At 69.1% G+C, this 20900-nt stretch carries 16 protein-coding genes, 2 tRNA genes and 2 pseudogenes; 13 read left to right on the top strand and 7 right to left on the bottom strand.

Translation table 11 applies throughout. The features are described from left to right. Positions 1-52: 52 nt before the first annotated feature. Both FDO69_RS07880 and FDO69_RS07885 read right to left on the bottom strand, forming a co-directional pair. Positions 53-1144: a helix-turn-helix domain-containing protein gene (locus FDO69_RS07880; protein ID WP_104779023.1), complete on the bottom strand. Its 1092-nt coding sequence runs from the start codon at positions 1142-1144 to the stop codon at positions 53-55. A gap of 31 nt (positions 1145-1175) precedes the next feature. After that, positions 1176-1859: a hypothetical protein gene (locus tag FDO69_RS07885; protein WP_104779024.1), complete on the bottom strand. Its 684-nt coding sequence runs from the start codon at positions 1857-1859 to the stop codon at positions 1176-1178. Between the two features lie 333 nt (positions 1860-2192). On the opposite strand from FDO69_RS07885, the gene FDO69_RS07890 reads away from it, so the two are divergent. Next, a complete protein-coding gene (locus FDO69_RS07890) occupies positions 2193-2726 on the top strand; it encodes an NUDIX hydrolase (protein ID WP_020274944.1) in 534 nt (177 codons plus the stop codon). On the opposite strand, the gene FDO69_RS07895 is transcribed toward FDO69_RS07890, so the two are convergent. Next, the gene (locus FDO69_RS07895) at positions 2704-4044 is read right to left on the bottom strand and encodes an NsdA family TPR-like regulatory protein (protein ID WP_104779025.1); all 1341 of its coding nucleotides are present in this window, start codon (positions 4042-4044) and stop codon (positions 2704-2706) included. The genes FDO69_RS07890 and FDO69_RS07895 overlap by 23 nt on opposite strands. Before the next feature lie 113 nt (positions 4045-4157). Here FDO69_RS07895 and FDO69_RS07900 point away from each other — a divergent pair, with 113 nt between their 5' ends. The 3 genes from FDO69_RS07900 to FDO69_RS07910 all read left to right on the top strand — a co-directional run bounded on the left by FDO69_RS07900 (position 4158) and on the right by FDO69_RS07910 (position 5959). Further along, positions 4158-4400: a hypothetical protein gene (locus tag FDO69_RS07900; protein WP_104779026.1), complete on the top strand. Its 243-nt coding sequence runs from the start codon at positions 4158-4160 to the stop codon at positions 4398-4400. A 202-nt stretch (positions 4401-4602) separates the two neighbouring features. After that, positions 4603-5046, top strand: a complete 444-nt coding sequence (locus tag FDO69_RS07905; RefSeq protein ID WP_104779027.1) for a glycine-rich domain-containing protein — start codon at positions 4603-4605, stop codon at positions 5044-5046. Between the two features lie 70 nt (positions 5047-5116). Then, positions 5117-5959 carry a serine/threonine-protein kinase gene (locus tag FDO69_RS07910; RefSeq protein ID WP_104779028.1) on the top strand — a complete coding sequence of 281 codons (843 nt, stop codon included), beginning with the start codon at positions 5117-5119 and terminating at the stop codon, positions 5957-5959. 893 nt (positions 5960-6852) lie between these two features. On the opposite strand, the gene FDO69_RS07915 is transcribed toward FDO69_RS07910, so the two are convergent. Beyond that, positions 6853-7338 carry a GntR family transcriptional regulator gene (locus tag FDO69_RS07915; protein WP_104779029.1) on the bottom strand — a complete coding sequence of 162 codons (486 nt, stop codon included), beginning with the start codon at positions 7336-7338 and terminating at the stop codon, positions 6853-6855. A gap of 170 nt (positions 7339-7508) precedes the next feature. Between FDO69_RS07915 and FDO69_RS07920 the strand changes: the two genes are divergently transcribed. The 7 genes and pseudogenes from FDO69_RS07920 (at position 7509) to FDO69_RS07945 (ending at position 13326) form a co-directional block, all read left to right on the top strand. Then, positions 7509-7859, top strand: coding sequence for an SCO3933 family regulatory protein (locus FDO69_RS07920; protein WP_031104037.1), 351 nt, complete (start codon positions 7509-7511; stop codon positions 7857-7859). 83 nt (positions 7860-7942) lie between these two features. Then, positions 7943-8068 carry a hypothetical protein gene (locus FDO69_RS42665; RefSeq protein WP_267896215.1) on the top strand — a complete coding sequence of 42 codons (126 nt, stop codon included), beginning with the start codon at positions 7943-7945 and terminating at the stop codon, positions 8066-8068. Next, a complete protein-coding gene (locus tag FDO69_RS07925; protein ID WP_104779031.1) occupies positions 8065-9486 on the top strand; it encodes an FtsK/SpoIIIE domain-containing protein in 1422 nt (473 codons plus the stop codon). Before FDO69_RS42665 ends, FDO69_RS07925 begins: the two co-directional genes overlap by 4 nt. Positions 9487-9532: 46 nt before the next feature. Then, positions 9533-10255 carry a SpdA protein gene (locus FDO69_RS07930; protein ID WP_104779032.1) on the top strand — a complete coding sequence of 241 codons (723 nt, stop codon included), beginning with the start codon at positions 9533-9535 and terminating at the stop codon, positions 10253-10255. Between the two features lie 152 nt (positions 10256-10407). Next, positions 10408-11864: pseudogene (locus FDO69_RS07935) on the top strand (replication initiator). Beyond that, entirely contained in the window at positions 11861-12043 is a 183-nt protein-coding gene (locus FDO69_RS07940; RefSeq protein ID WP_104779033.1) for a helix-turn-helix domain-containing protein, read from the top strand. The pseudogene FDO69_RS07935 and the gene FDO69_RS07940 overlap by 4 nt, the downstream one beginning before the upstream one ends. Continuing rightward, positions 12043-13326: pseudogene (locus tag FDO69_RS07945) on the top strand (site-specific integrase). Before FDO69_RS07940 ends, FDO69_RS07945 begins: the two are co-directional and overlap by 1 nt. A gap of 91 nt (positions 13327-13417) precedes the next feature. On the opposite strand, the gene FDO69_RS07950 reads toward FDO69_RS07945, so the two are convergent. Together FDO69_RS07950 and FDO69_RS07955 are read right to left on the bottom strand one after the other, a co-directional pair. After that, a tRNA-Arg gene (locus FDO69_RS07950) sits at positions 13418-13490 on the bottom strand. A 196-nt stretch (positions 13491-13686) separates the two neighbouring features. After that, a tRNA-Ser gene (locus tag FDO69_RS07955) sits at positions 13687-13777 on the bottom strand. 184 nt (positions 13778-13961) lie between these two features. On the opposite strand from FDO69_RS07955, the gene FDO69_RS07960 reads away from it, so the two are divergent. Next, positions 13962-14480, top strand: a complete 519-nt coding sequence (locus tag FDO69_RS07960) for an SSI family serine proteinase inhibitor (protein ID WP_104779034.1) — start codon at positions 13962-13964, stop codon at positions 14478-14480. 564 nt (positions 14481-15044) lie between these two features. Continuing rightward, on the top strand, positions 15045-20237 hold the full coding sequence (locus FDO69_RS07965; protein WP_104779035.1) for a PAS domain-containing protein: 5193 nt from the start codon (positions 15045-15047) through the stop codon (positions 20235-20237). Positions 20238-20307: 70 nt separating this feature from the next. Here FDO69_RS07965 and FDO69_RS07970 read toward each other — a convergent pair whose 3' ends face one another. After that, positions 20308-20886, bottom strand: a complete 579-nt coding sequence (locus FDO69_RS07970) for a TetR/AcrR family transcriptional regulator (RefSeq protein WP_104779036.1) — start codon at positions 20884-20886, stop codon at positions 20308-20310. Positions 20887-20900: the final 14 nt, after the last annotated feature.

Consider the following 20900-nt stretch of genomic DNA (forward strand, 5'->3'; position numbering starts at 1 on the left):
ATCGCCCGTCAAGCGGTTGGAGAAATCCCATTTGACCGAGCCGACTGTCGCATCACTTAACAACCTGGAGATGAGGGCGCTTAGCACCGTGCCCGGGTCGCTCCTCCGGTCGGACTGGCGAGATCAGCTCAAAGACCCAGCTGTTTAGTTCACCGACGCTTGTGTTAAGTTCCCTGGCAACGTGGCTCGACGTTGTCCCTTGCTCCCATAGAAAGCCGAAAACCTTCTGCAAAAGCATAGATGTTTCCCGGTCTCCGCCATCAGGTTCGCCGGTCCTATACCCGAGGCGGCCGAGCTCAATCACGGCCTGCCTGTACTGCCAGTCGGAAATGCGCCCCAATGAATGGAGACGGTAGGTAAGCGCGAGAGCCGAGACGTTCCAGTATTTCTTAAGCCTGATGATCTGATCGGTTGTTGGATTGTCGGGAACCTTTGCTGCCAGACTTCTCCTAGGCATCAACAAATTCGACGCAAATTCATCCGCCTCCTTCTCTGCGGCACGAGTGCGTGATCCGGCATCATCGTCAGCGTGCATGATTAGATGCCCCAACTCATGCGCTACATCGAATCGGCTCCTAGGAGCCGATTTCAATGTGTTGAGAAAAATGAAGGGACGGCCATCCCTCCAGAACGAAAACGCATCGACTTCGGGGTATTCTGGCGCTAGGGAGAACACCCTTACGCCATGCGCCTCCACCATATGAATGGTATTCCTGATGGAGGTATCCTCTCCTAGCCGCCAAGATTCACGTAGATACTCTACAGCGAGAGCCGGGTTCATCTTTCGACCAGGAGTCGGCAGATCTACTTTTGGTAGCTTGAATCGCTCATCGATCCAGTTATTGAGTTCAACAGCTAGTCTCGACTCGGCTAGCGCGGCCTCTCGGGTTGAAGCCGCCAACTTGCTCCGAGCTCGGAAATTCACTGACCTTGCATCAATCTCATCTACTTCAGAAGCAGTAAAAAAAGAAGCCGGAAAGTCGAGGACTTCTGCCAGTATTTGCAGCGTTGCATGAGATGGCTGCTGCCGCCCACGCTCGTAGTTAGAAAGACTCTGGCTGGTCACCCCCACCCGGTTGCCCAACTCGACAAGAGTCAAGCCTCGCCGTTTGCGGGCCAGGGCCAACCGGGATGGAGTGAACATACTTCGTCCTTCTGTTACATGTGAGCTCGAGCTACAGCGGCTCTACCGAAACGACATCTGGCGGGCCGAACCCCTCATTCGGATCGTCTTCGACCTCGAATGCGTCATCTCCCACCGGGTAGAAGTCGGGCGGAGCGATCCGGACATACCAGTCCTTCACGTAGCCTTTGACGCTAAGCCTTTCGGGCAGTGAGATCTCGTGCCTGATCTCCTTCTTCTTCTGATCAAAGTAGACCAACATCAGCCAGAGGTTGTAGCCATCCAGCTCGTCCTCCGGCTCGTCGACCTGGAAGGCGGAGCGAGCCAGGAACTCGATCTGGCCAGGGGAGATGTTGCGCCCCACCAGCTTCCTCGTCAGCTCCCCTTTGGGGTACCGCGAGCTGGGCTGCTGCCGGCCGGCTCGGATGCCCGTAAGCCGGTTGCCGCTCGTCACGCCGAGCGCCACTCGCATCTCAGGGTTCAGCATGATCGGAAGGACCCCAGCAAGGTCAACTCGTTCCCATCCCTGGTTGTCGAGCTGCTTGCTGAGACTGGTGACCAGTCCGTTGTAGGCGTAGATCCCAGGCGCGATGCGCGCGGAGTGCTTCTTCGAGCAGAGCCCGCGCTCGGTGTTGCTCGCCCCGAGCGCCTCACGGAGGGTATCGGGGTGAAGACCCAGCTTGGCCAGCTCCCCTACGTATGAACTGGCCTCGCCCACCGCTTCCAGGTTGATCATCCTGCCTCCAACAGCACTTATGGATGCGAGCCCTCGGATGAGGGCTCAAATCTATAAGAGGGTACACACCGGCACTGACAACGCGGCCTCCCAGTCACTCATCATCAAACAAGTGCTCGAATTTTAGGTGGCTGGCTTCCAGCTGCTCAAGTGATGCCAGGGGCAGGATTCCAGCACTCACAGAGAAGGGCGTGCGCCCGATCCTGGTGTATGCCGTGGGCAGCACCCACGCACTCACGGGCATGTCGTCAAGGTGACGCGAAAGGGTCAAACTTGCTGCTGCGCCCGTAAGCGATCTGAGATCCTTGAGACCGATCGAGAGGGGCCGCAGGTATGGAGTGGAAGACCCACGGTGAGCGACAGGTCTACACCAACAAGTGGGTGAATCTGTGTCTGGTCGACGTCCAGCAGCCAGACGGGCGTAGGTGGGAATACCACGTCGTTCGCCTCCGGCACCTGGCCGTGGCCGCCGTGGTCAACGACCGCCAAGAGGTCCTGATGATGTGGCGGCACCGCTTCATCACGGACTCGTGGGCTTGGGAGCTGCCCATGGGCCTGGTCGAAGATGGCGAGACCCCGGAGGAAGCGGCGGCCCGCGAAGTCCTGGAAGAGACCGGCTGGCGCCCCGGCCCCATCAAGCCCCTGATCTATGCCGAGCCGGCGAACGGCATCACCGACTCGCAGCACCACGTCTTCCGCATCGACGGCGCCACCTACGCCGGGCCGCCCACGGAGAAGAACGAATCCGACCGCATCGAGTGGATCCCCCTCTCGGAGGTGCGCGGGATGATAGACCGCCGCGAGGTCGTGAGCAGTGGATCGCTCGTCGGTCTGCTCTACCTGCTCATGGACGAAGCGATCCGCTGACCGGCGGGAGGAGTTCCCGTAGCCGTGCCTCGAAGGCAAGGGCTACGGGCTCCTGCCTGTGTGGGGCCAACTGCTCGTAGAACTCCCTGAGATGCCCGGACACTCGCTCTGAAGCCACTGCCGACGCGGGCTCAAGGGCTTGCGTGGCGGTGTGACACGCCTGGTCAAGCTTGCCCTGCTCCAGCTGCGTTCGGGCCAGCCAGAACGAGTGGAACGCGCGGCCTCGCTGGTTGGTGTGGTGCTCCCGCCGCAGGGCATCGGCGATCAAGGGTTCGGCGGTTGCCGCTTCCCCCAGACGGCCATGGGCGATGCCCGTGTCCACGATGAGCTTCGGCTCGTCGAAGTAGGTCACCCATGAGGGGTCCGGATCGCTCGCCCCGATCTGCTCGAATTGGCTGTGCGCTTCCCCGATCGCCCGGTGCGTGTCATCACGGTTGCCGAGCGTGGCATGGGCGAAAGCTTCCCGCATGGCCAGCATCGACATAACGCGCGGCGTGCTGCCGAGTGTTGACCGAGCTTGGTCCTGGGCGGCGGTCACGAGTGCCAATGAATCCGCGGGCTTGTCCTGGTAGGTCGCCTGCAAGCTCATGCAAGCGAGGACGTTAGCCATGAACTGGCGGTCGTCGATCTCCTTCGCCAGTTGCAGGGCCTCGGTGAAGTACGCACGGGCCTGGTTGTACTGGCGGGCGTCGAAGTAGGTCCAGCCGGTCAGGCGGGCCAGCTCGGCCGCGATGCCGTACAGGCCGTTCTGGATCGACGACGGTCGGCTCTCCTTCAAGAGTCCGACGACATAACGGAGCTGGCCAACGATGGCGGGCCGCAGTGCTTCGCCACCGTGCTGGTCGTCCCGTCGCCAGTAATCCTCGATCGAAGAGCGGAAAGCTTCAAGCGTGGCCTTGTTCAGGCTGGTCCGCGTGGCCAGCGCCAAGATGCTGTCCACCTCGGGACCTGGCAGAGACGTGGGGGCCTGCTGCTCCGGCTCCGGCGTCTGGGGCGCCTCGCGCTCGTCGACCACGAGGGCCTGGGGCGTCTCCCACGCTCGGCGGGCCAGCCCGAGCATGTCCCCTGGGATGCGCAAACCGTCCGAGATTCGCTCGATGACATCCATGTGCAGCAAGTGCCGTCGGCCAGCGATGACTTCACCCACGCGGCTCGGCGTCAGGTCACAACGCCGGGCAATCATCGACGGGTAGATGCCCGCCCTGACCTTCACCAGCCGGAAGACTCTGGCGAAGTCCCGGGCCCGACACGCATCGATCATCTCGGGATCGGTGAGCAGCCTGGCCGGCAGTTCCTGCGGCCGGTCCGGGTCGGGCATCGGCAAGCTCCCAAACTGCGAGGGCTACGCAACGTCGCTGGTTCTCTACTTCCCGCGATATTACCCAAGTTGGGTAATCAGCCTGACCTTTTAGTGGCGGCCCTTTGATCGCGATGCTCCTCTGCATGGCGAGCAACCAGCAGACCAGACCAGGCATCGGTGAAATGGCGAAGGACATCGCCAAGGGACGTATCGGCATCGTCATGGGTGAGCTCGGCGGCCGAGTGCAGATACGGCCCATCGGCGGCGGCCGGGAGTGGGATGCCATGCCGGACAAGGTGGTGCAGCTGAGTGCTCGGGAAGAACTGAGCGCCCGTCTGGCCATCAAGAACGGCAACAGCAGGGACGGCCTGTGATGCGCGCCATCGGCCGCTACGCGGGAGTCCTCTTCATCGTCATGATCAGCGGGTCTTGCGGCCTGGTGATCGGCATGGCTCTCGCTGTCGGCCAATAGACCGGCCGCCCCGGACGGGGGCTCATTCCCGGTTCCCCCACCCCTGGGCGGGGCGGCCTCCCACCCGTAAGTGCCACGCTCCACAATCCAGAAGGAGTACTCGCATGACGGCAACGGCGAACGACCAGAGGACCGGCCGCGCGGTGTCTGGCGAGGAACTGTTCCAGAGCCTCGCCCACTTCGTGGTCGTCCACAACGGGCAGTCACCCGAGCGTGCCGAGCGGATCGCGGACCAGGCGGTCGCCTTCGTGGTCACCGCAGCCACCGCGATCGTTCCCATGGTTCCGTCGGATGACGTGGACCTGGGACTGCACGCGCTCATCCTGCACACGAAGGAGTACGCCGAGCTGTGCGAGCGGTACGCGGGCCGTTTCCTGCACCACAACCCGAAGCCCGGTGGCGGGGCCCGCGACCCGAAGCAGGTCGCCGCTTCGGCACGCGCCATGAAGACGGCGGGCTTCATGGTCTTCGATGACCTGTGGACCGTGGACGGCACGAACCTTGCCCAGTGCGACTCCGACTGCGGCCGTCCGTACGGCCAGGCGTAACACAAGACACCAGCGGCGCGGCCGGCCTCGACTCGTGGTCGGCCGCGTTCGCCCGGAAGGAGAAGAGACGTTGTCCGGCTCACCCTCTGAACTGCCGATCGTGGTGCTCGACGCCCTGATGCCCACGTCTCAGCGCCTGGTCCTGAACCGCCGGGGCTCCATGGTCTGGGAGGTGCAGAGCCATCGAGGTCACTACGCCGTCAAGGTCGGCTATCCGATCGAGGCTACGGCCGACTGGCCCGCCCAGCCCTGGACCGCCCTCGCGCCCGCACGCGAGGGTGCCGTGCTGCATCGTCTCGGATTCGACGACTTCGCGTACGGAGAATGGGAGCGCGGGACGTGGAATTTCCAGCCGTGGCATGAAGGGCCGGACCTGCACCAGCTGTGGGAGCCCTGCCGTGAGCAAGCCCCGTCCATCGCACCGGACCCCCGTGTGGCGCTGGGTTGTGTCGAGATCCTGGCCGAACTGCACGCCAAGGGCTGGGCCCATGGCGACGTACAGCCCGCCCATTTCATCGTCGGGTCGGATCGGACACACCTCATCGACCTGGCTCTAGCCCGAGGCGGGCACGTCCCGGAGGGCTACGACTTCCCGTTCCGCGGCTGCCTCGTCCACTACGAGGCACCGGAGATCGCGCGCAGCGTGCTCGCCACGGGGGAAGCCGAGCCCACGCCGGAAGCCGACGTCTACGCCCTCGGCGCCTCGCTGCTCATCTCGGCCACTGGTTGGCGGGCTATCGAGTACCCGGACGACGCTCCCCGCCCCGTCCAGAGAGAGGCCGTGGCCAACGGCAGACGCCGCTCCGTCAAGGCGCCCGGTGAGCTGGGCGAATTGATCGAGGCGATGCTCAGCCACACTCCTGAAGACCGGCCGACCATCTACGAGGTGGGTAAGGCCCTGAGCCGCCTCTAGAGCCGGTTCGCCCGGCGGCGCTCACACAACGAAGACCAACAACGAAAGACCGGACCACCCCTCAGCCTGGACAGCATTCCGGGTGGTCCGGTCGCGGAAGCCCTGATCAGGACCCCGGTGCCGATGGTAGCCGGGGCAGTTGGCGTGCTCGGATGCGGGTGCGGGCCCTCGGCTTCATGTTGTCCAACGAGGAAGGGGCTTGACCTGAGCCACCGAAAGTCAGCCATGACGGCGGGCGAGACGAACGAGCACCCGCCACGTGTGCTTCCAGCAACCACTCACCGGCCTCAGCCACGCTTCTTCCAAACGTCACGGCTTGGTCCTCGATATTGCATGAGCGTTGCCGACGTGCCCAGCGTCTCCACCGGCCGTGCGGATCGGGACTGTGGGCGGTCTGGTGGCGCGGTCACGCCTGGCTCGTCCCGGCCTGGTCCTGGTGCTCGGCGGTGGGCGCGTTGCTCGCTGGTCTGGTTGTCCGCCCTGGCGGTTGTGCGCGCTGAGCGGCGGGGGGCCGCCGGAGCGGTGGCGGAGACAAGGAGCGGCGGCGGCCACGGGCCGCCAGCGCGCGCGGCCCGCCGTAGGCGGGCCGCCTTGATCCAGTAAAGAAACTCTGAACAGCTCCGCAGGGTAGATCGATGGCGGATCAGCGAAGGAGCCGCTCAACGTCGTGGAGGCGCTCAGCGGCTGGGAGGAAGCGCGGCAGCGCGAAACGCATCGACGGCACGGGCGGCAAGCGGGAGACATGGCCGAGCACATAGCGGACTACGAGATGGGGTTGACCAGCATTCACGTTGAAGACGCGGATCAAGTGGCCGCGCTGATCCAAGAGATGCGGGCCATGGTCGGTCGCCTCAGCAAGGAGACCAGAGCACTGCGTGAGGAAGTAGCTCAGCTCAGGACTGCGACTTCGATTGCTGAGACTTCAGCTCCTCGACCTCACGCCGCAGTTCCTGATGATCAGCGCTGAGGGAACGGAGCTCGTCACGTAGAGCAGTGAGCATCTCAGTGAGAGTGGCCCCGGTGACTTCGGAACCGTCGGGGCTTCCCTCCATCTGCTCAGTCTGAGGGGACGTCTTGCCCCTGTTGGCGAGGTACCAAGCTGGCGGGGTGTAGCCCGCCGAGAACTCGCCGGCGGCGTCATGGTCAGCTACGAAGCTGCCTCGCCCGTGGATCGTGTAGATCAAGCCTTCGTCGCGCAGCACGTTGAGCGCGCCCCTCGCGGTCATGTTGGCCACGCCGAAGCGTTCCTGTAGCTCGCGAATGGACGGCATCTGCTCGCCCGGCTTGATCCGTCCCTGCAAGATGTCGCGCCGAAGCTCGTCGGCAGCGTGCTGATACGGCGGCCGACGGTCTCGCTTGCTCTCTGGCGCGGGGCTCATGGCCCAAGAGTAGCGATCCTTAGCACCCCTAGCACACCCCACTGACATAGGTGGCCTACGTCAGTTGACACCTAGCTCACCACGCACACTTGACACTGCTAGGTCAGCTATGTTCAATGGTGATCACGCCCCGCCGCCTGGCGGAGCGCAACCGAAGGGAAACAACTCCCATGGCACGCATCCGTGTTGGCCTGCTCCCCACCTCGTCATTCATGGTCGGAACCCTGCCGGTGCCGAAGTACGCGGACCAGGAGAAGACGCAGTTCGCCACCGACCGTGAGACCGGCGCGAAGCTCTACACGATCACCCTCTTCTTCATGGAGGAGGGCCGCGCCGAGGCTCTGAAGATCACCGTTCCGGAGACCGGTCTCCCTGACGGTCTCAAGCCCGGTGTCCCGGTCATGCCGGTGGAACTGTTCGCCACCCCGTGGGCGCGAATCTTCAACGGCTCGCTCTCGGACGGCATCGCCTACCGCGCGGACCGGCTGGACCTGATGGCCCCGGCTGCTGAAGCGGCGTGAACGGCACGGCTCCCCGGTCCGGCGCTGAGCGCAACTACCCGTTGCCTCACGCCGGGCCGGATGCCCGGTTCACCGAATCCCTCGTGACCTCGGTGGCGGGCGTGCTCGTCGGCTACGGCTATCCCCGCCTCGACGCCTCGGCCGACCGGGCGGCCCTCGAATCGGCCCTCGCGGCCTTCCTCTACAACCCTCTGGAGCGCAGCAAATGAACGGTCCGAACGGCCCGGCAGAAGGGGCCTTCCCTTACGGCTCCCTGGTGGTCGACATGGCGCTGGTGCTCCTCGTCGGTTGGGCGGTGTGGTGGATAGTCCGCTACCTGCGCGCCGACGCCATGACCCGGCAGTCCATCCGGCAAGCCGTTCGGGTGCGGTGCGGCTGGAAGCGGCTCGCTCCGATGCTCAAGCTGGCGGCCACGGACAAGACTCCGACCGCGCTCGCGTCGCTGGCGAACACCGACGGCAAGCCGATCAAGCCTCGCGTCCTCATCCCGGCTCTCAAGGTCACTCACGACGCATACGGCGTGATCGCACGGGCGAGTTGCCTGCCCGGCGTGGGCCTGACGCAGTTCCAGAAGGCGGCCCCGCATCTGGCCGACGCCTGGAAGTGCACGCGGGTCGCGATCACGCAGGACAAGCCCGGACAGGTCGTCATCCGGGGCGTGCGGCTCGATCCGCTCAAGCTCCCCACTGAGCACCGGCCCACGGGGGACGCGCCGGACGAGACGGCCCAGTGGGACTTGGGCTTGGACGAGTACGCACAACCGGTCTCGGTAGACCTCACACAGGTGCCCGGAGTGACCGTGGCCGGCCTCCCAGGCTTCGGCAAGACGAGCCTGATCAACCGGCTTCTCTCGGACTGGGCACCTTCCCCTTGCGTGCAATTCGCCTGCGCTGACGGCAAGGTGTCCGCCGCGCACGAAGGTGACTATGCCGACTGGGTGCAGCGCATGTTCGCCTTCGTCGGGGACGACCTGGAAGAGGCCAACAAGCTGTTCCGGGACCTGGTGGAACTGCGGCGCCTGCGGTCGGCCTGGGTACGCAAGGCGCTCGGCGTGAAGTCCATGTGGGATGAGGGCCCGTCGGAGAACTGGCCACTGGTCGTGCTGGTTATCGACGAAGCACACACGTACTTCCGCGACCACAAGGGCAGCGACCCGAAGACCAAGAAGCTCGCCGCTCTCGCTGCGGAGAACGCCCGGCTCGTCGAGGACCTGGTGAAGAAGGGCCGTTCGGTGGGGATGCTCGTCATCCTCGCCACTCAGAAGTCCACCGGCGATGCGATCCCGACCTTCATCCGTGACGTGTGCCCCGTGGGCTTGAGCTTCGCCCAGAAGACCGCTGAGGCCGCTGTCGCCGCTCTGGGCGAGGAGATCCGGGAGTGGCCCGATGCCAACCCGGTCAACCTCCAGGACCCGACCTATGTCGGCGTCGCCTCGATGAACCACCAGTCGCAGCCCGGCTTCACCCGCATCCGCACCCCGTACGTCTCCGACGCCGACGCAGCCCGCATCGCCGACAGTACCGCCCACCTGACCGCCGACCCCTCCGCGCTCCTGGAAGCCCTCCTGGGCCCGCGCATGTGGGACAAGGAAGTCGACCTGGAGAAGCCCGCCGCCGACGCCGCCTGACACTCGACCCGCGCCCGTCACACAGCACTGAAGGGAGGTGAATCCCTTGACAGAGGACCGGATCACTCAGCGCACCATCACCGCCGTGATGATCATCATTGCCGTGCTGGCGTTCGTCTTCTACTTCGGCAACGTCTGGTCTCTCGCCCTTCGCTTGGGCGTCCCCGCACCGATCGCACCGCTCATCGCCCCGATGGTGGATCTTTCCGTGGGCGGCCTGCTGGTTGCCCTGCGCTACCTCTCCTTGCGCGGTCTGCCTGGCGAACAGATGACAGCCGCTACCCGGCTGATGCACTTCTCCGGACTGCTGACCCTGGCCCTGAACGTCGCCGAACCCATCGCCGCCGGACACTACGGCCGGGCAGCCGTGGACGCCGTGGCTCCTCTGCTCTTGCTCGGTTGGGGCACGGTCGGCCCGCAGCTCCTGCGCGCCTTCCACACCGTCTCGCGCTCCGCTGACTCGGCCTCCAAAGCAACGGTGTCTGAAGCAGAGCCCGTAACGGCCGTCGCTGAGGCCCCGGCTGCCACACCGCCCGCCGACCTGGCTCCGCGCGTCGCTCCGGGCCCCGTCCCGACCTCAGTGGCTCCACGCACCGCCCCGATTCCCGCCCCGCCTGCACCCAAGGTGCCTGAGCCGCTGCTGACCGAAGCACGCTCCATCGCCGCGTCCCATCACGCCGAGCACGGAGAAGCGATCACTCCGGCCCAGCTGAAGACGCGACTCGGCATCGGCCTGCCCATGGCCACTGCCCTGCACGCCGCGCTGTAGGGCGGCACCCTCCGCCGGCCTTTCCGGCTCCCCCACCCCACCTCACCCCGCCCCTGGGCGCCCCGCCATGCCTGCGGGCAGCAGCCCGAGCGCACTGAATCGCTGCTGCCCGCGGGCCCCACCACGACGCCAGAACGGAGACCCCGCCACTCATGCGCCGCCCCCTCGACCTGCGGCACGTCGTCAGCCCCGGCCTGCGGGACCTGATCGAGCTGGCCAACACCAACGACTTCAACCGCGTCACCGAACAGGTTCGCAACCTGCGCGGCTGCACAAGCCCCGTCAACCTCCACGGCTGGACGATCACCACCGACTCGGCGACCAAGGAAGTAGTCCGCTCCTACCGCTCCGAAGACGAGCCCTCCGGACGCCTCCTGACCACCTGCGGCAACCGCCGTGCTTCCCGCTGCCCCGCCTGCTCCCGTGTCTACGCCGCCGACACCTACCACCTGATCAAGGCCGGACTGTCCGGCGGCAAGAGCGTCGCCGAAACCGTCCGCGACCACCCCGCGCCTTCGTCACCCTCACTGCCCCGTCCTTCGGTCCCGTCCACAACCGCAAGACCGACAGCACGGGCAAGGCCCGCCCCTGCGGCTGCGGCAGCCACCACACCGAGGACGACCCCGCCTTGGGCACCCCGCTGGACCCGGCCACATACGACTACACCGGGGCCGTGCTCTGGAACGCCCACGCCGGGCAGCTGTGGGGGCGCTTCACCACCTACCTACGCCGTGCCCTGGCCGAGCACCTCGGCATGACGCAGAAGGCACTGAACGCCGCTCTCCGCATCTCCTTCGCCAAGGTCGCCGAGTACCAGAAGCGTGGCCTGGTCCACTTCCACGCCGTGATCCGCTTCGACGGACCCGACGGCCACACCACGTCGCCCCCGCCCTGGGCCACCTTCGACGCCCTCCAGGTCGCCGTGGGCCTGGCGGTCGAGCGGGCCCGACTCACCGTCGAGTCCGACGCCATAGGTGAGCGCGTGATCCAGTGGGGCGACCGGTTCAAGATCGACCAGATATCCGCCCTGGGCGACGGCGAACTCACCGATGCCAAGGTCGCCGGATACGTCGCCAAGTACGCCACCAAGAACGCCGAAGGCGCGGGCACCGTAGATCGCACGCTCATGTGCCGTCCATGCCAGGGACGCGGCTACGTACGAGGTCCCGACGGCTTCCGCGACCTGTGCGACGACTGCGAAGGCACCGGGCAGGCCGAACCCATCAAGGCCCTGCCGGTGCAACGGCACGTACGGCAGATGATCCGCACCGCCTGGGACCTCGGGAACCTGCCGGAATTCGCCGAACTCAAGCTCTGGAAGTGGGCCCACATGCTCGGCTTCCGCGGCCACTTCTCCAGCAAGTCCCGCGCCTACTCCACCACCCTCGGCGCACTCCGTGACGTCCGCCGCGCGTGGCGTCTCGCCCAAGCCGAAGCCGCACGGGCTCGCGCCGGCCTTCCCACCGACGAGACCAGCCTCGTCACCGCCTCCTCGTGGACCTACCTCAGCAGTGGCTACCGCCCTGGCGAGGAACTACTCGCCGCCCAAGTCCGCCACGACGTAGCCCACACCCAACGCCTGAAGCAGGAAGGACTGCTGCCCGTATGACGACGGCCGTACTCACCGTGGACCAGGTCGCCGAGCGTCTCGGCATCAGCCGCTGGAAGGTCCACGACCTGATCCGCTCCCGCGAACTCGCGTCTTTCAAGATCGGCCGCTGCCGCCGCATCAGCGAAGCCGCCGTGGACGCCTTCGTCTCCCTCCGCACCGAACAGGAAGCCGCATGATGGCCAAGCCGAAGAAGAACGCCAACAACGAGGGCACCATCTACCAGCGGAAAGACGGCCGGTGGGAGGGCAGTGCGTACGTGCTCACGACGGACGGCACGTACAAGCGGCGCAGTGTGTAAGGCAAGACTTGGGATGACGCCCACGAGAAGCTCACCAAGCTCAAGGCGGACTCCCTCAACGGCCTCCCGGTCGCCACCAACAAGATGACCATCGCCGAGTACCTGACGTACTGGCTGACGAACGTCGCCCAGGGCAAGGTCCGCCGGACGACCTACGTCAACTACGAGTCCCTGGTCCGTAACTACGTCACCCCGGACTTCGGCCGGAAGAAGCTGGTCCGACTCACTGCCCGCGACATCCGCGCCTTCCTCGCGAAGACGGCCGTCACCTGCCAGTGCTGCGCCCAGGGCAAGGACAGGAAGCGGCCCGAGCACAAGAGGCGCTGCTGCGCCCTCGGCAAGTGCTGCAAGAAGCTCCCCTCTGACCGGACGGTGCGCTTTCTCCTGGTGATCATGCGTGCTGCTCTCCAGCACGCCGTTCGTGAGGACGAGCTGCCCCGCAACGTGGCCCGGAACGTGGAGCTGAGCATGGGAACGAAGCGAGAGATCGAACCGCTCACGGCGAAGGAGGGGCGTCAGCTCCTGGCGGCTGCCCGTGACAACCGGCTCTGGGCCGCATATGAGCTGGCGGTCCGCATCGGCCTGCGGCGCGGCGAGCTGCTGGGGCTGCGCTGGTCGGACGTGGATCTCCACGAAGGTGTCCTCACCGTCCGGCAGGCCCTGCAACGGGTCGGCGGCGAGCTGCTGATCGTGGCACCGAAGACGCAGCGATCGGCCCGACGCGTCGCCCTGCCGTCCGAGTGCGTGACAGCGCTCCGCGCTCAACGCGCCCAGCAGATCTCCGACCGGAAGGCGGCGGGTACCAACTGGAAGGGCACTGCCCACGGACTCGTCTTCACCACGAAGAACGGGACCCCCATCGAGCCGCGCAACCTGAACCGCTCCTTCGAGGTGCTGTGCGTCCGCGCCGGCGTCCGCAGGGTCCGTTTTCACGACCTGCGCCACACGTGCGCCTCGCTGCTCCACGAACAGGGCGCCGACGCCCGCATGATCATGGAAGTCCTCGGCCACAGCTCCATCCGCGTGACCATGGACATCTACACCTTCGTACGGCTCGACTCCCAGCGGTCCGCCTTCGACCGCGTCGGGGAGGCGCTGAGGGGTGACGGCAACGAACCGGACGATGACGACGGCCCGGCCGGCGTCCCGGTAGCCGTCTGATCGGCTCGCAAAGGCGGTTGCCGTCAAACGCTGCCGTCAAGACAAAAGCCAGAGGCCCTGTGGAGTGATCCACAGGGCCTCTGACGTGCTGTGCACTCGGCAGGATTCGAACCTGCAACCTTCTGATCCGTAGTCAGATGCTCTATCCGTTAAGCTACGAGTGCTTGTTCTGTTTTTTCGCCGCTCTCGGGCCTTCCGGCTCGCTCGCGGCGACAGGAAGAACATTACATGACTGCCGCCGCCATGTGAAATCCGTTAGCCGCACCCCTTGTGAGCTGCGGAAACGGCACTTCAGGCCGCAGATTCGAGGCCAACGACAGCGAAGCCCCGGTCGGGTGACCGGGGCTTCGTGATCGAGTGCGGAGGCGGAGGGATTTGAACCCTCGATGGGCTTTAAGACCCAAACCGCATTAGCAGTGCGGCGCCATAGACCGGACTAGGCGACGCCTCCAGCATCACTCCCGCGCGAGCGCGAGCGGTGCGTGCCGATGATGACACAGTCGAGCGTGCTGTCACCAATCGACCCCCACGGTACTAGGCGGGAAGGGCACGGGGCAAAGACCTTGTCAGTCCCGTGCGGGCCCCGCCCGGGCGTCCGCGCGCAACATCCGGGGCCGCGTCGCGTTAGGCAGGGCATGTTGCGTGCCACTCCCCGGGCCACCGCCCGCCCCGTCCTGCGGCGCCTCCTCGTCGGCGCCGCCGCCTCCGTCGCCGTCGCCGGATCGCTGACCGCGGCGCCCCCGGCCGCGTATGCCCAGGCCGAGGGGACCGGACTGCCGTCTCCGGCCAGGCCCGGCGCCGGCCCGGACCGGGATCACCTCACCGTCACCGTGCGGAACGCCGGCGGCGGGGCCGACGGAACGTTCGAGCTGTACTGCAACCCCGACGGCGGCAGCCACCCCGACCCGGGCGGCGCCTGTGCCGCCCTGGAGCGGGACACGCGATGGGGGCAGGACGTCTTCGCGGCCCCGTCGGAGGGCGGCTTCTGCACCATGCAGTACGGCGGCCCTGCCACCGCGCACGTCACCGGCACCTGGGCCGGGCGGCCCGTCGACGCCACGTACGACCGCCGCGACGGCTGCCAGATCTCCCGGTGGGACCGGCTCGTGCCACTGCTGCCGGCCGTGGGAGGCAACCGAGGCGCCAGGGCCTGAGCCGCCCGTACGCCCGTCGCTCCACGCCCGTCGCTTCGCTCCCCTCCTCCGTTCGCTCCCCTCCTCCGTTCGCCCACCCCGTCCGTACGCTCACCCCGCCCGTTTCACCCCCTCCGCCCGCTCGGCACCGCACTGCTCTGCACTGCACTGCATGCGGACCGTGCGCGGTGGCTGGGCGTGGGCGGCGGGGTGGCAGGCAGGCCGTCGGGGCGGCAGGTCGCCGAGGAGGCGAACCCTGAGCCGCGTCCAGAGGTGTCCGGCGCCCCGCGCCGCGCACCCCATTTGCGCCACTCTCCGCCCCCATCCCGCCAGCCCGGCCAAAAGGTACAGAAAAGCCGTCGTCGTAAAGGTCCCGCGAAGGTCCCGCGACGTCGTCGCAGGAGGGCGGGCGTTTGACGGTTACTCGGTCGTCAGTTCGGGGTCACTTCCTCGTGCGTCCTCCCTCTCATCCGGCGTCGCGAGCGCAACCGCAACCTTTAGACTCCCTCGCGTGACACGCCGCGGGACGGTTGGCAAGATGGCCCGAGCGGTCGGCAAGGTGCGGTAACAGGGAGGAAGCGTCTCGTGAGCAGCAGGCCATCCCGAGGCGCTGCTCGCCTCGCAGCCATACTGGACGCGCTTCCCGACGCGTTGGTCCTGGTCAACGCCAACGGCACGGTCGTCAACGCCAACACCATCGCCCTGGAGGCCTTCGAGACCCCGGGCACCGCCCTGGTGGGGCGCGGGCTGCTCGATCTGCTGCCGCAGTTCGACTCCAAGCTCATCCCCGGCTCCATGCGCCGGCCGGAGCACCTCGATCCGCATGCCCGGACCAAGCCGACCCGGATGATCGCGCGCAGGACCGACGGGACCGAGTTCCCCGTCGAGGTCACCAGTGCGAATCTCGAGAACGGGCAGCAGGCCTACGACGGTTACGGCTACACCGGTGACGAGCTGCTCATGCTCGTCGTACGGGACCTGTCCGGGACCGTGGACACCGAGGCCGAGCTCGCCCGGTCGCAGCGGCAGACCGAGATGATCCTGCGGGCCGCGGCCGAAGGCGTCGTCGGCACCGACACCGACGGGCGGGTCGTGCTCGTCAACCCGGCCGCCGCCCAGATACTGGGTTTCCGGGCCAGCGACCTCGGCGGGCGCGAACTGCACGACCTCGTGCTGCACTCGCGCGCCGACGGCTCGCCCTTCCCCTACGAGGACTCGCCGCTCGCCGACACCCTGCGCTCCGGACGCAAGCACCGGGTGCGCGGGCAGGTGCTGTACTCCAAGGACGGCGGCAAGGTGCCGGTCGACCTGACGACCGCGCCCGTGCGCGACGGCGACCAGCTCGTCGGCGCCGTGATGACCTTCACCGACCGGCGGCCCTACGACGCCGTCGTCGAGGAGAAGGAAGCGGCGGAGAAGCGGCACGCCGAGGAACTGGAGCGGATCGCCGAGGAGCACGCCTCCGAGCTCACCGCGCTGCGCCAGCAGCACGTCACCGAGCTGGAGGAGCTGACCGAACGGCACGCCGAGGAACTCGCCGCGGGCGAGGACCGCTACGCCGCGCTCGGGGAGCGCGAGAAGGACCGGTTCGAAGCGCTCGCCGCCCGGCACGAGCAGTTGCTGACCCTGCTCGGCCGGTCGCTGCGCGGGCCCCTGGAGGAGCTGCGCCGCGAGCTGGCCGCGCTCGCCGCCGACGACGCCGGGCAGCTGTGGCCCGAGGCCAACCAGGTGCTGCACCACCTGTCGGCCGGCTATGCGCGGATCACGACACTGATCGACAACGTCCTCGGGTACCAGCGGCTCGACGCGGGCAGCGAGAACGTCGCCCGTACGAAGGTGATGCTGGACGCCGTGGTCGCCGCCGGGGTCGACGGGGCCGTCGAGCTCATCGGGCCCGGGCGGGTGCAGTTCGCCGTGCACGCGCCGCCCATCGAGGCCGAGGTCGATCCCCGGCTGCTCGCGACCGCCCTCGCGCATCTCGTCGCGGACGTGGCGGGGGTCGACGCGACCGGCAACACGCCCGTGTCGGCGGGCGGTTACCTGGACAACACCGTCGTGGTGGCGGCGGCGCAGCGCGGCGAGGTCGTACGCATCGAGGTGCGCGGGCCGTACGCCGGTGGCGACACCGTGCACGAGCCCATCGTGCGCGGGATCGTCCGGGCCCACGGTGGTGTGCTGCAGACGCACGATGTGCCGGGGATGAGCGGGAGCGCGTACGTGCTCGAGGTGCCGATCGGGGGCGGGGCCGGAGCTGTTGCCGCCCAGCCGGTGGACGAGTCCGCCGCGCTCGCCCTCGTCGAGCCCGCCCTCGTCGACCCTGCTGCCGTCGACGCCGCTGCCGTCGACCCCCTTGAGCAGGGCTCCGGTGGGGGGCGGCGCCGGGCGCGGCGGGCCACCACCGATTCCTTCCTGGACGGCGACGTTCCGGGTGGAGACAGCGATGAGACCGGTGCTCCCGGGGTCGAGGGGGCCGGTGGTCCCGGAGCCGACGGGGCCGTGCCCACCGGGCGGCGCCGGCGGCGGGCCGCCGGGGAACCGGCCGCTCTTCCGGCGCAGGCGTCCGGTGAGGACGCCGCGGCGGGCGGCGCGTCCGGCGGCACCGGGCGTCGGCGGCGTGCGGCCGAGGAAGCCGGTGCGGACGGCGTCGGCAGTGCCGTTCAGGGCATCGCCGAGGGGGCCGTGGTGACGGCCGCCGAGCACGCGGCGGGGACCGCCGCCTCGAACACTGGCCTGGGCGGAACCGTGCCGCCGCAGGGTGTGCCCGGGCCGTCCGGGCGACGGGCCCGGCGGGAGCCCGGTGAGCAGGCGGCGCTGCCGCCCGCCCTGCCCGCGGCGTCGTCCGACGGTGAGGCCGCCGGTTCCGCCGGTTCCGCCGATGCGGCTCAGGGGCAGGGCCAGCAGCAGCCGACCGGGCGCCGACGGCGTGCGCTGGCCGCGGCCAACGAGCGGGCGGCCGCCGCGCAGGAGGCGGCCGGGCCGCGTCCGGTGTTCGCGCTGCCGCCGGCCGGTTCCGATCAGACTCCGCCCCCGGCCCAGCAGGAGGCTCCGGCCCAGGCCGACCAAGGGCAGCAGGTCATGGGCGGCCCCGTCGGAACGCCCGTTGCCGCACCGGGCGGCGTACCGGGTGGCGCCCCGGATGTGGCGCCGGGTGTGGTGCCCGCCCAGGGGCAGGGACAGGTGCCGGCACAGGGACAGGTGCCGGTCCAGGGGCAGGTTCCGGCACCGGGGCAGGTACCAGCACAGGGGCAGGTGCCGGTCCAGGGGCAGGTTCCGGTACAGGGACAGGTTCCAGCACAGGGGCAGGTGCCGGGCCAGGGGCAGCCGCAGCAGGCCGTGGCGGGTTCCGCGGCGGCCGGTGCCGGCGACGGCGTGGCCGACGAGGGGCGGCACGATGCCGTTCCGCACGACCAGTCCGCCGATCACACTCCGCCGCAGCCGCATCCCACCAGTGCGCCGACCGGCCGTCGGCGCCGGGCCGTCGCGGCGCCGCGGCCGGCCGAGGAGGCCGGAGCACCGGCGCCAGGAGCTGCCGACCAGGTGGGTCCTGCACCGGGGGGCTCCGCACCGGCGGGTTCCGCACCGGCGGGCCCTGCACCTACGGGTTCTGTGGGTGCCGCGCCCGCGGGCCCCGCCGCGGCAGGACCCGTGCCTCCGGGTTCCGTGCCTGCCGCTTCCGCGCCGGCCGGACCCGTGCCCGCCGGAGCCGCGCAGGGTGTTCCCGCGCAGCAGGACGCCACCGGCCAGGTCCCGCTGGGGCAGGCCATGCCCGGCCAGGTCCCGCTGGGGCAGGCCATGCCCGGCCAGGCCGCGCCGGTGCAGGGCGGTGTCGCAGCCGCCCCCGTTGCGCCGGGTACGGCCGTGCCGCCGCAGGGCGTGCCGGTTCCCGCGCAGGGCAACGCCGTACCTCCGCAGGGCAACGCCGTACCTCCGCAGGCACACGCCGTGCCGCCGCAGGGCGTGTCCGTACCCGCTCCGGGTGGGCTCGGGCACAGTGTGCAGGCGGCCCTCCCGGGGCAGGTCCTGCAGTCCTCGGTCCCGGCCCAGCCCCTGCCGCAGCAGGGCATCGCCGCACCGGGTCAGCCCGCCGCAGGCCGGCCGCTCCCCGCGGAGGCCGCTGCGGGCCAGGGCGTCCCGCCCCACGGCGCGCCCGTTCAGGCATCTCCGCCGCAGGGCGCTCCGGCTCAGGGCGCGCCCGTTCAGGCGTCTCCGCCGCAGGGGGCTCCCGCCCGGGGAGTGCCGGTGCAGGGAGCTCCGGCCCAGGGCACTGACGCCCACGGCACCCCGCCGCAGGGTGGCACCCCGGCCGCTCAGCCCTGGCCCGCCGCCGACGACACGTCGGGGACCGGGGCCCCGCACCCGGTGCCCGCGAACGGCACACCGCCCAGGGGCGCTCAGCAGCACACGCCCGCGCCGGGCACGCCGCTGCCGCCTCACGGCACGCCGCTGCCGCCTCAAGGCGCGCCGCGGGCGGCTCAGCCGTTGCCCGCGGAGGCCGCGGCACCCGTCGATCCGAACTCCACGCAGGGACGTGCGATCAGCGTGCGGACGCTCGGCCAGGGTGTGCCGTTCACCCGGCAGGCGGCCCAGGTGCAGCAGCCGTCGGCCGCACCCTTCCCGCAGTCCGCCGCGTTGCAGTCGGCGACTCCTCCCCCGCACCAGCCGGGCGGATCGGGCCGGCGCCGCAAGCTCGGCACGCCGCCCGACCCGGCGGCGCGTGCGGACCAGGCGGCCCGCCCGGAGCAGGGGCAGCCGCGCCAGGCGGGCCAGGGGGCCCGTCCGGAGCAGGCCGCGCGGCCGCATCCGGCGTCCGAGCACACGCCGCCGCCGGTCGCCGCGCAGGTCCCCGCCCCGGCCACCGCACCCGTCCCGGCACAGCCGTCCCTCGCCGGTCAGTCGCGCCTCGCGCACATGACCGAGGGCGGCGGCCGGTCGTACGCCATAGGCGCACCGGACGAGAACGCCGCCGAGGGTCCCGAGCCGCTGGACGGGCCCGGCGGGGCCGTCGAGGTGGCCGATCCGCCGCGGCCGCAGCCGATGGACGACGAGTTGCCGCCCGAGCCGCTGGACAACCCGCGGCGGCTGCTGGTGTGGCCCGCGCCGGACGTCAGCACCCAGCAGGCGCTGAGCGACCGCGGCTACCGGCCGGTGATCGTGAACTCGCGCGAGGAGGTCGACGCGCAGATCGCGGCGTTCCCGGCCGCGCTGTTCGTCGACCCGCTGACCGGGCCGATCACGCGTACGGCACTGCAGTCGCTGCGGCAGGCCGCCGTGGCCGCCGAGGTGCCCGTGCTGGTCACGGCCGGGCTCGGGCAGGCCTCGCGGGACGCGGCGTACGGCGCCGATCCGGCCGTGCTGCTGAAGGCGCTGGCGCCGCGCGACACCGAGCAGCACCCGCCGCGGGTCCTGCTGATCGAGGAGCACGCGGAGATCGCGCTGGCGCTGACGGCGACGCTGGAGCGGCGCGGGATGCAGGTCGCGCGGGCCGCGAGCGACGCGGACGCGGTGACGCTGGCGGGACAGTTCCGGCCGAACCTGGTCGTGATGGATCTGCTGCAGGTGCAGCGGCGGCAGGAGGGCTTCGCCGGGATCGTCGACTGGCTGCGGGCGAACGGGCAGCTCAACCGCACCCCGCTCGTCGTCTACACGGCCGCCGTCGACCAGGCCGACCTGCCGCGGCTGGCGTCCGGGGAGACGGTGCTGTTCCTCGCGGAGCGGTCCACCAGCAACGAGGTGCAGTCCCGGATCGTCGACCTGCTCAGCCGGATCGGGACCAACTAGCAGGTCCCGGTGCCGCGCAGGCGACGTTCGGCCGTGCGTCGCGACGGGGCGGACGTCGCCTGTCGCGGTACTAGCGTGCCGTCAGCCGGCGCGCCGCCTCCTTCACCGACGCGCGCAGGCGGTCCCGGTCCGGCTCGCCCTCCCCGACCAGGATGCGCCGCATCTGCGGGACGACGGCCGTCCAGTTGGCGAGGGCCGTGAGCAGGAACAGCAGGTCGGCCGCCGGGATGGCGTCCGTGACGACGCCGCGGTCCTGCGCGTCCTGGAGGGCGCCGACCTTGCGGGCGTAGTGCTCCTGGCGGCCGGACTCGTGGGGCAGTTCGGAGCTGCCGTACTCCAGGCCCTCCCAGAAGAGCAGGCGCAGCAGCTCGGGGTGGGCGGCGTGGTAGTCCATCAGGCGGTCGATCCAGCTCTCGATGTCGTCCGGGTCGACGGGGACGGCTTCGGCGAGGTGGAGCATCTTCCTCTCGAGGACGATCGCGAACAGCTCCGCCTTGTTGCCGAAGTAGGCGTAGATGAGCTGCTTGTTGGCCTTCGCCTCGGCGGCGATGCGATCGATGCGGGCACCGGCGATGCCGTGCCGGGCGAACTCGGCGACCGCCGCCTCGAAGATCCGGGCCTTGGTGGCCTCGGGGTCCCTTGCTGCCATGGGGGAGAGGGTAG

Origin of the sequence: Streptomyces tibetensis, from assembly GCF_007655005.1 — a bacterium.
Taxonomy (GTDB): Bacteria; Actinomycetota; Actinomycetes; order Streptomycetales; family Streptomycetaceae; genus Streptomyces; species Streptomyces tibetensis.

Coding starts and splice junctions, on each gene's coding strand:
- FDO69_RS07920 (WP_031104037.1), top strand. CDS start 7,509: ATGGCACGCATCCGTGTTGGCCTGCTCCCCACCTCGTCATTCATGGTC.
- FDO69_RS07895 (WP_104779025.1), bottom strand. CDS start 4,044: ATGCCCGACCCGGACCGGCCGCAGGAACTGCCGGCCAGGCTGCTCACC.
- FDO69_RS07880 (WP_104779023.1), bottom strand. CDS start 1,144: ATGTTCACTCCATCCCGGTTGGCCCTGGCCCGCAAACGGCGAGGCTTG.
- FDO69_RS07960 (WP_104779034.1), top strand. CDS start 13,962: ATGTTGCGTGCCACTCCCCGGGCCACCGCCCGCCCCGTCCTGCGGCGC.
- FDO69_RS07890 (WP_020274944.1), top strand. CDS start 2,193: ATGGAGTGGAAGACCCACGGTGAGCGACAGGTCTACACCAACAAGTGG.
- FDO69_RS07940 (WP_104779033.1), top strand. CDS start 11,861: ATGACGACGGCCGTACTCACCGTGGACCAGGTCGCCGAGCGTCTCGGC.
- FDO69_RS07915 (WP_104779029.1), bottom strand. CDS start 7,338: ATGAGCCCCGCGCCAGAGAGCAAGCGAGACCGTCGGCCGCCGTATCAG.
- FDO69_RS07900 (WP_104779026.1), top strand. CDS start 4,158: ATGCTCCTCTGCATGGCGAGCAACCAGCAGACCAGACCAGGCATCGGT.
- FDO69_RS07905 (WP_104779027.1), top strand. CDS start 4,603: ATGACGGCAACGGCGAACGACCAGAGGACCGGCCGCGCGGTGTCTGGC.
- FDO69_RS07970 (WP_104779036.1), bottom strand. CDS start 20,886: ATGGCAGCAAGGGACCCCGAGGCCACCAAGGCCCGGATCTTCGAGGCG.
- FDO69_RS07925 (WP_104779031.1), top strand. CDS start 8,065: ATGAACGGTCCGAACGGCCCGGCAGAAGGGGCCTTCCCTTACGGCTCC.
- FDO69_RS07885 (WP_104779024.1), bottom strand. CDS start 1,859: ATGATCAACCTGGAAGCGGTGGGCGAGGCCAGTTCATACGTAGGGGAG.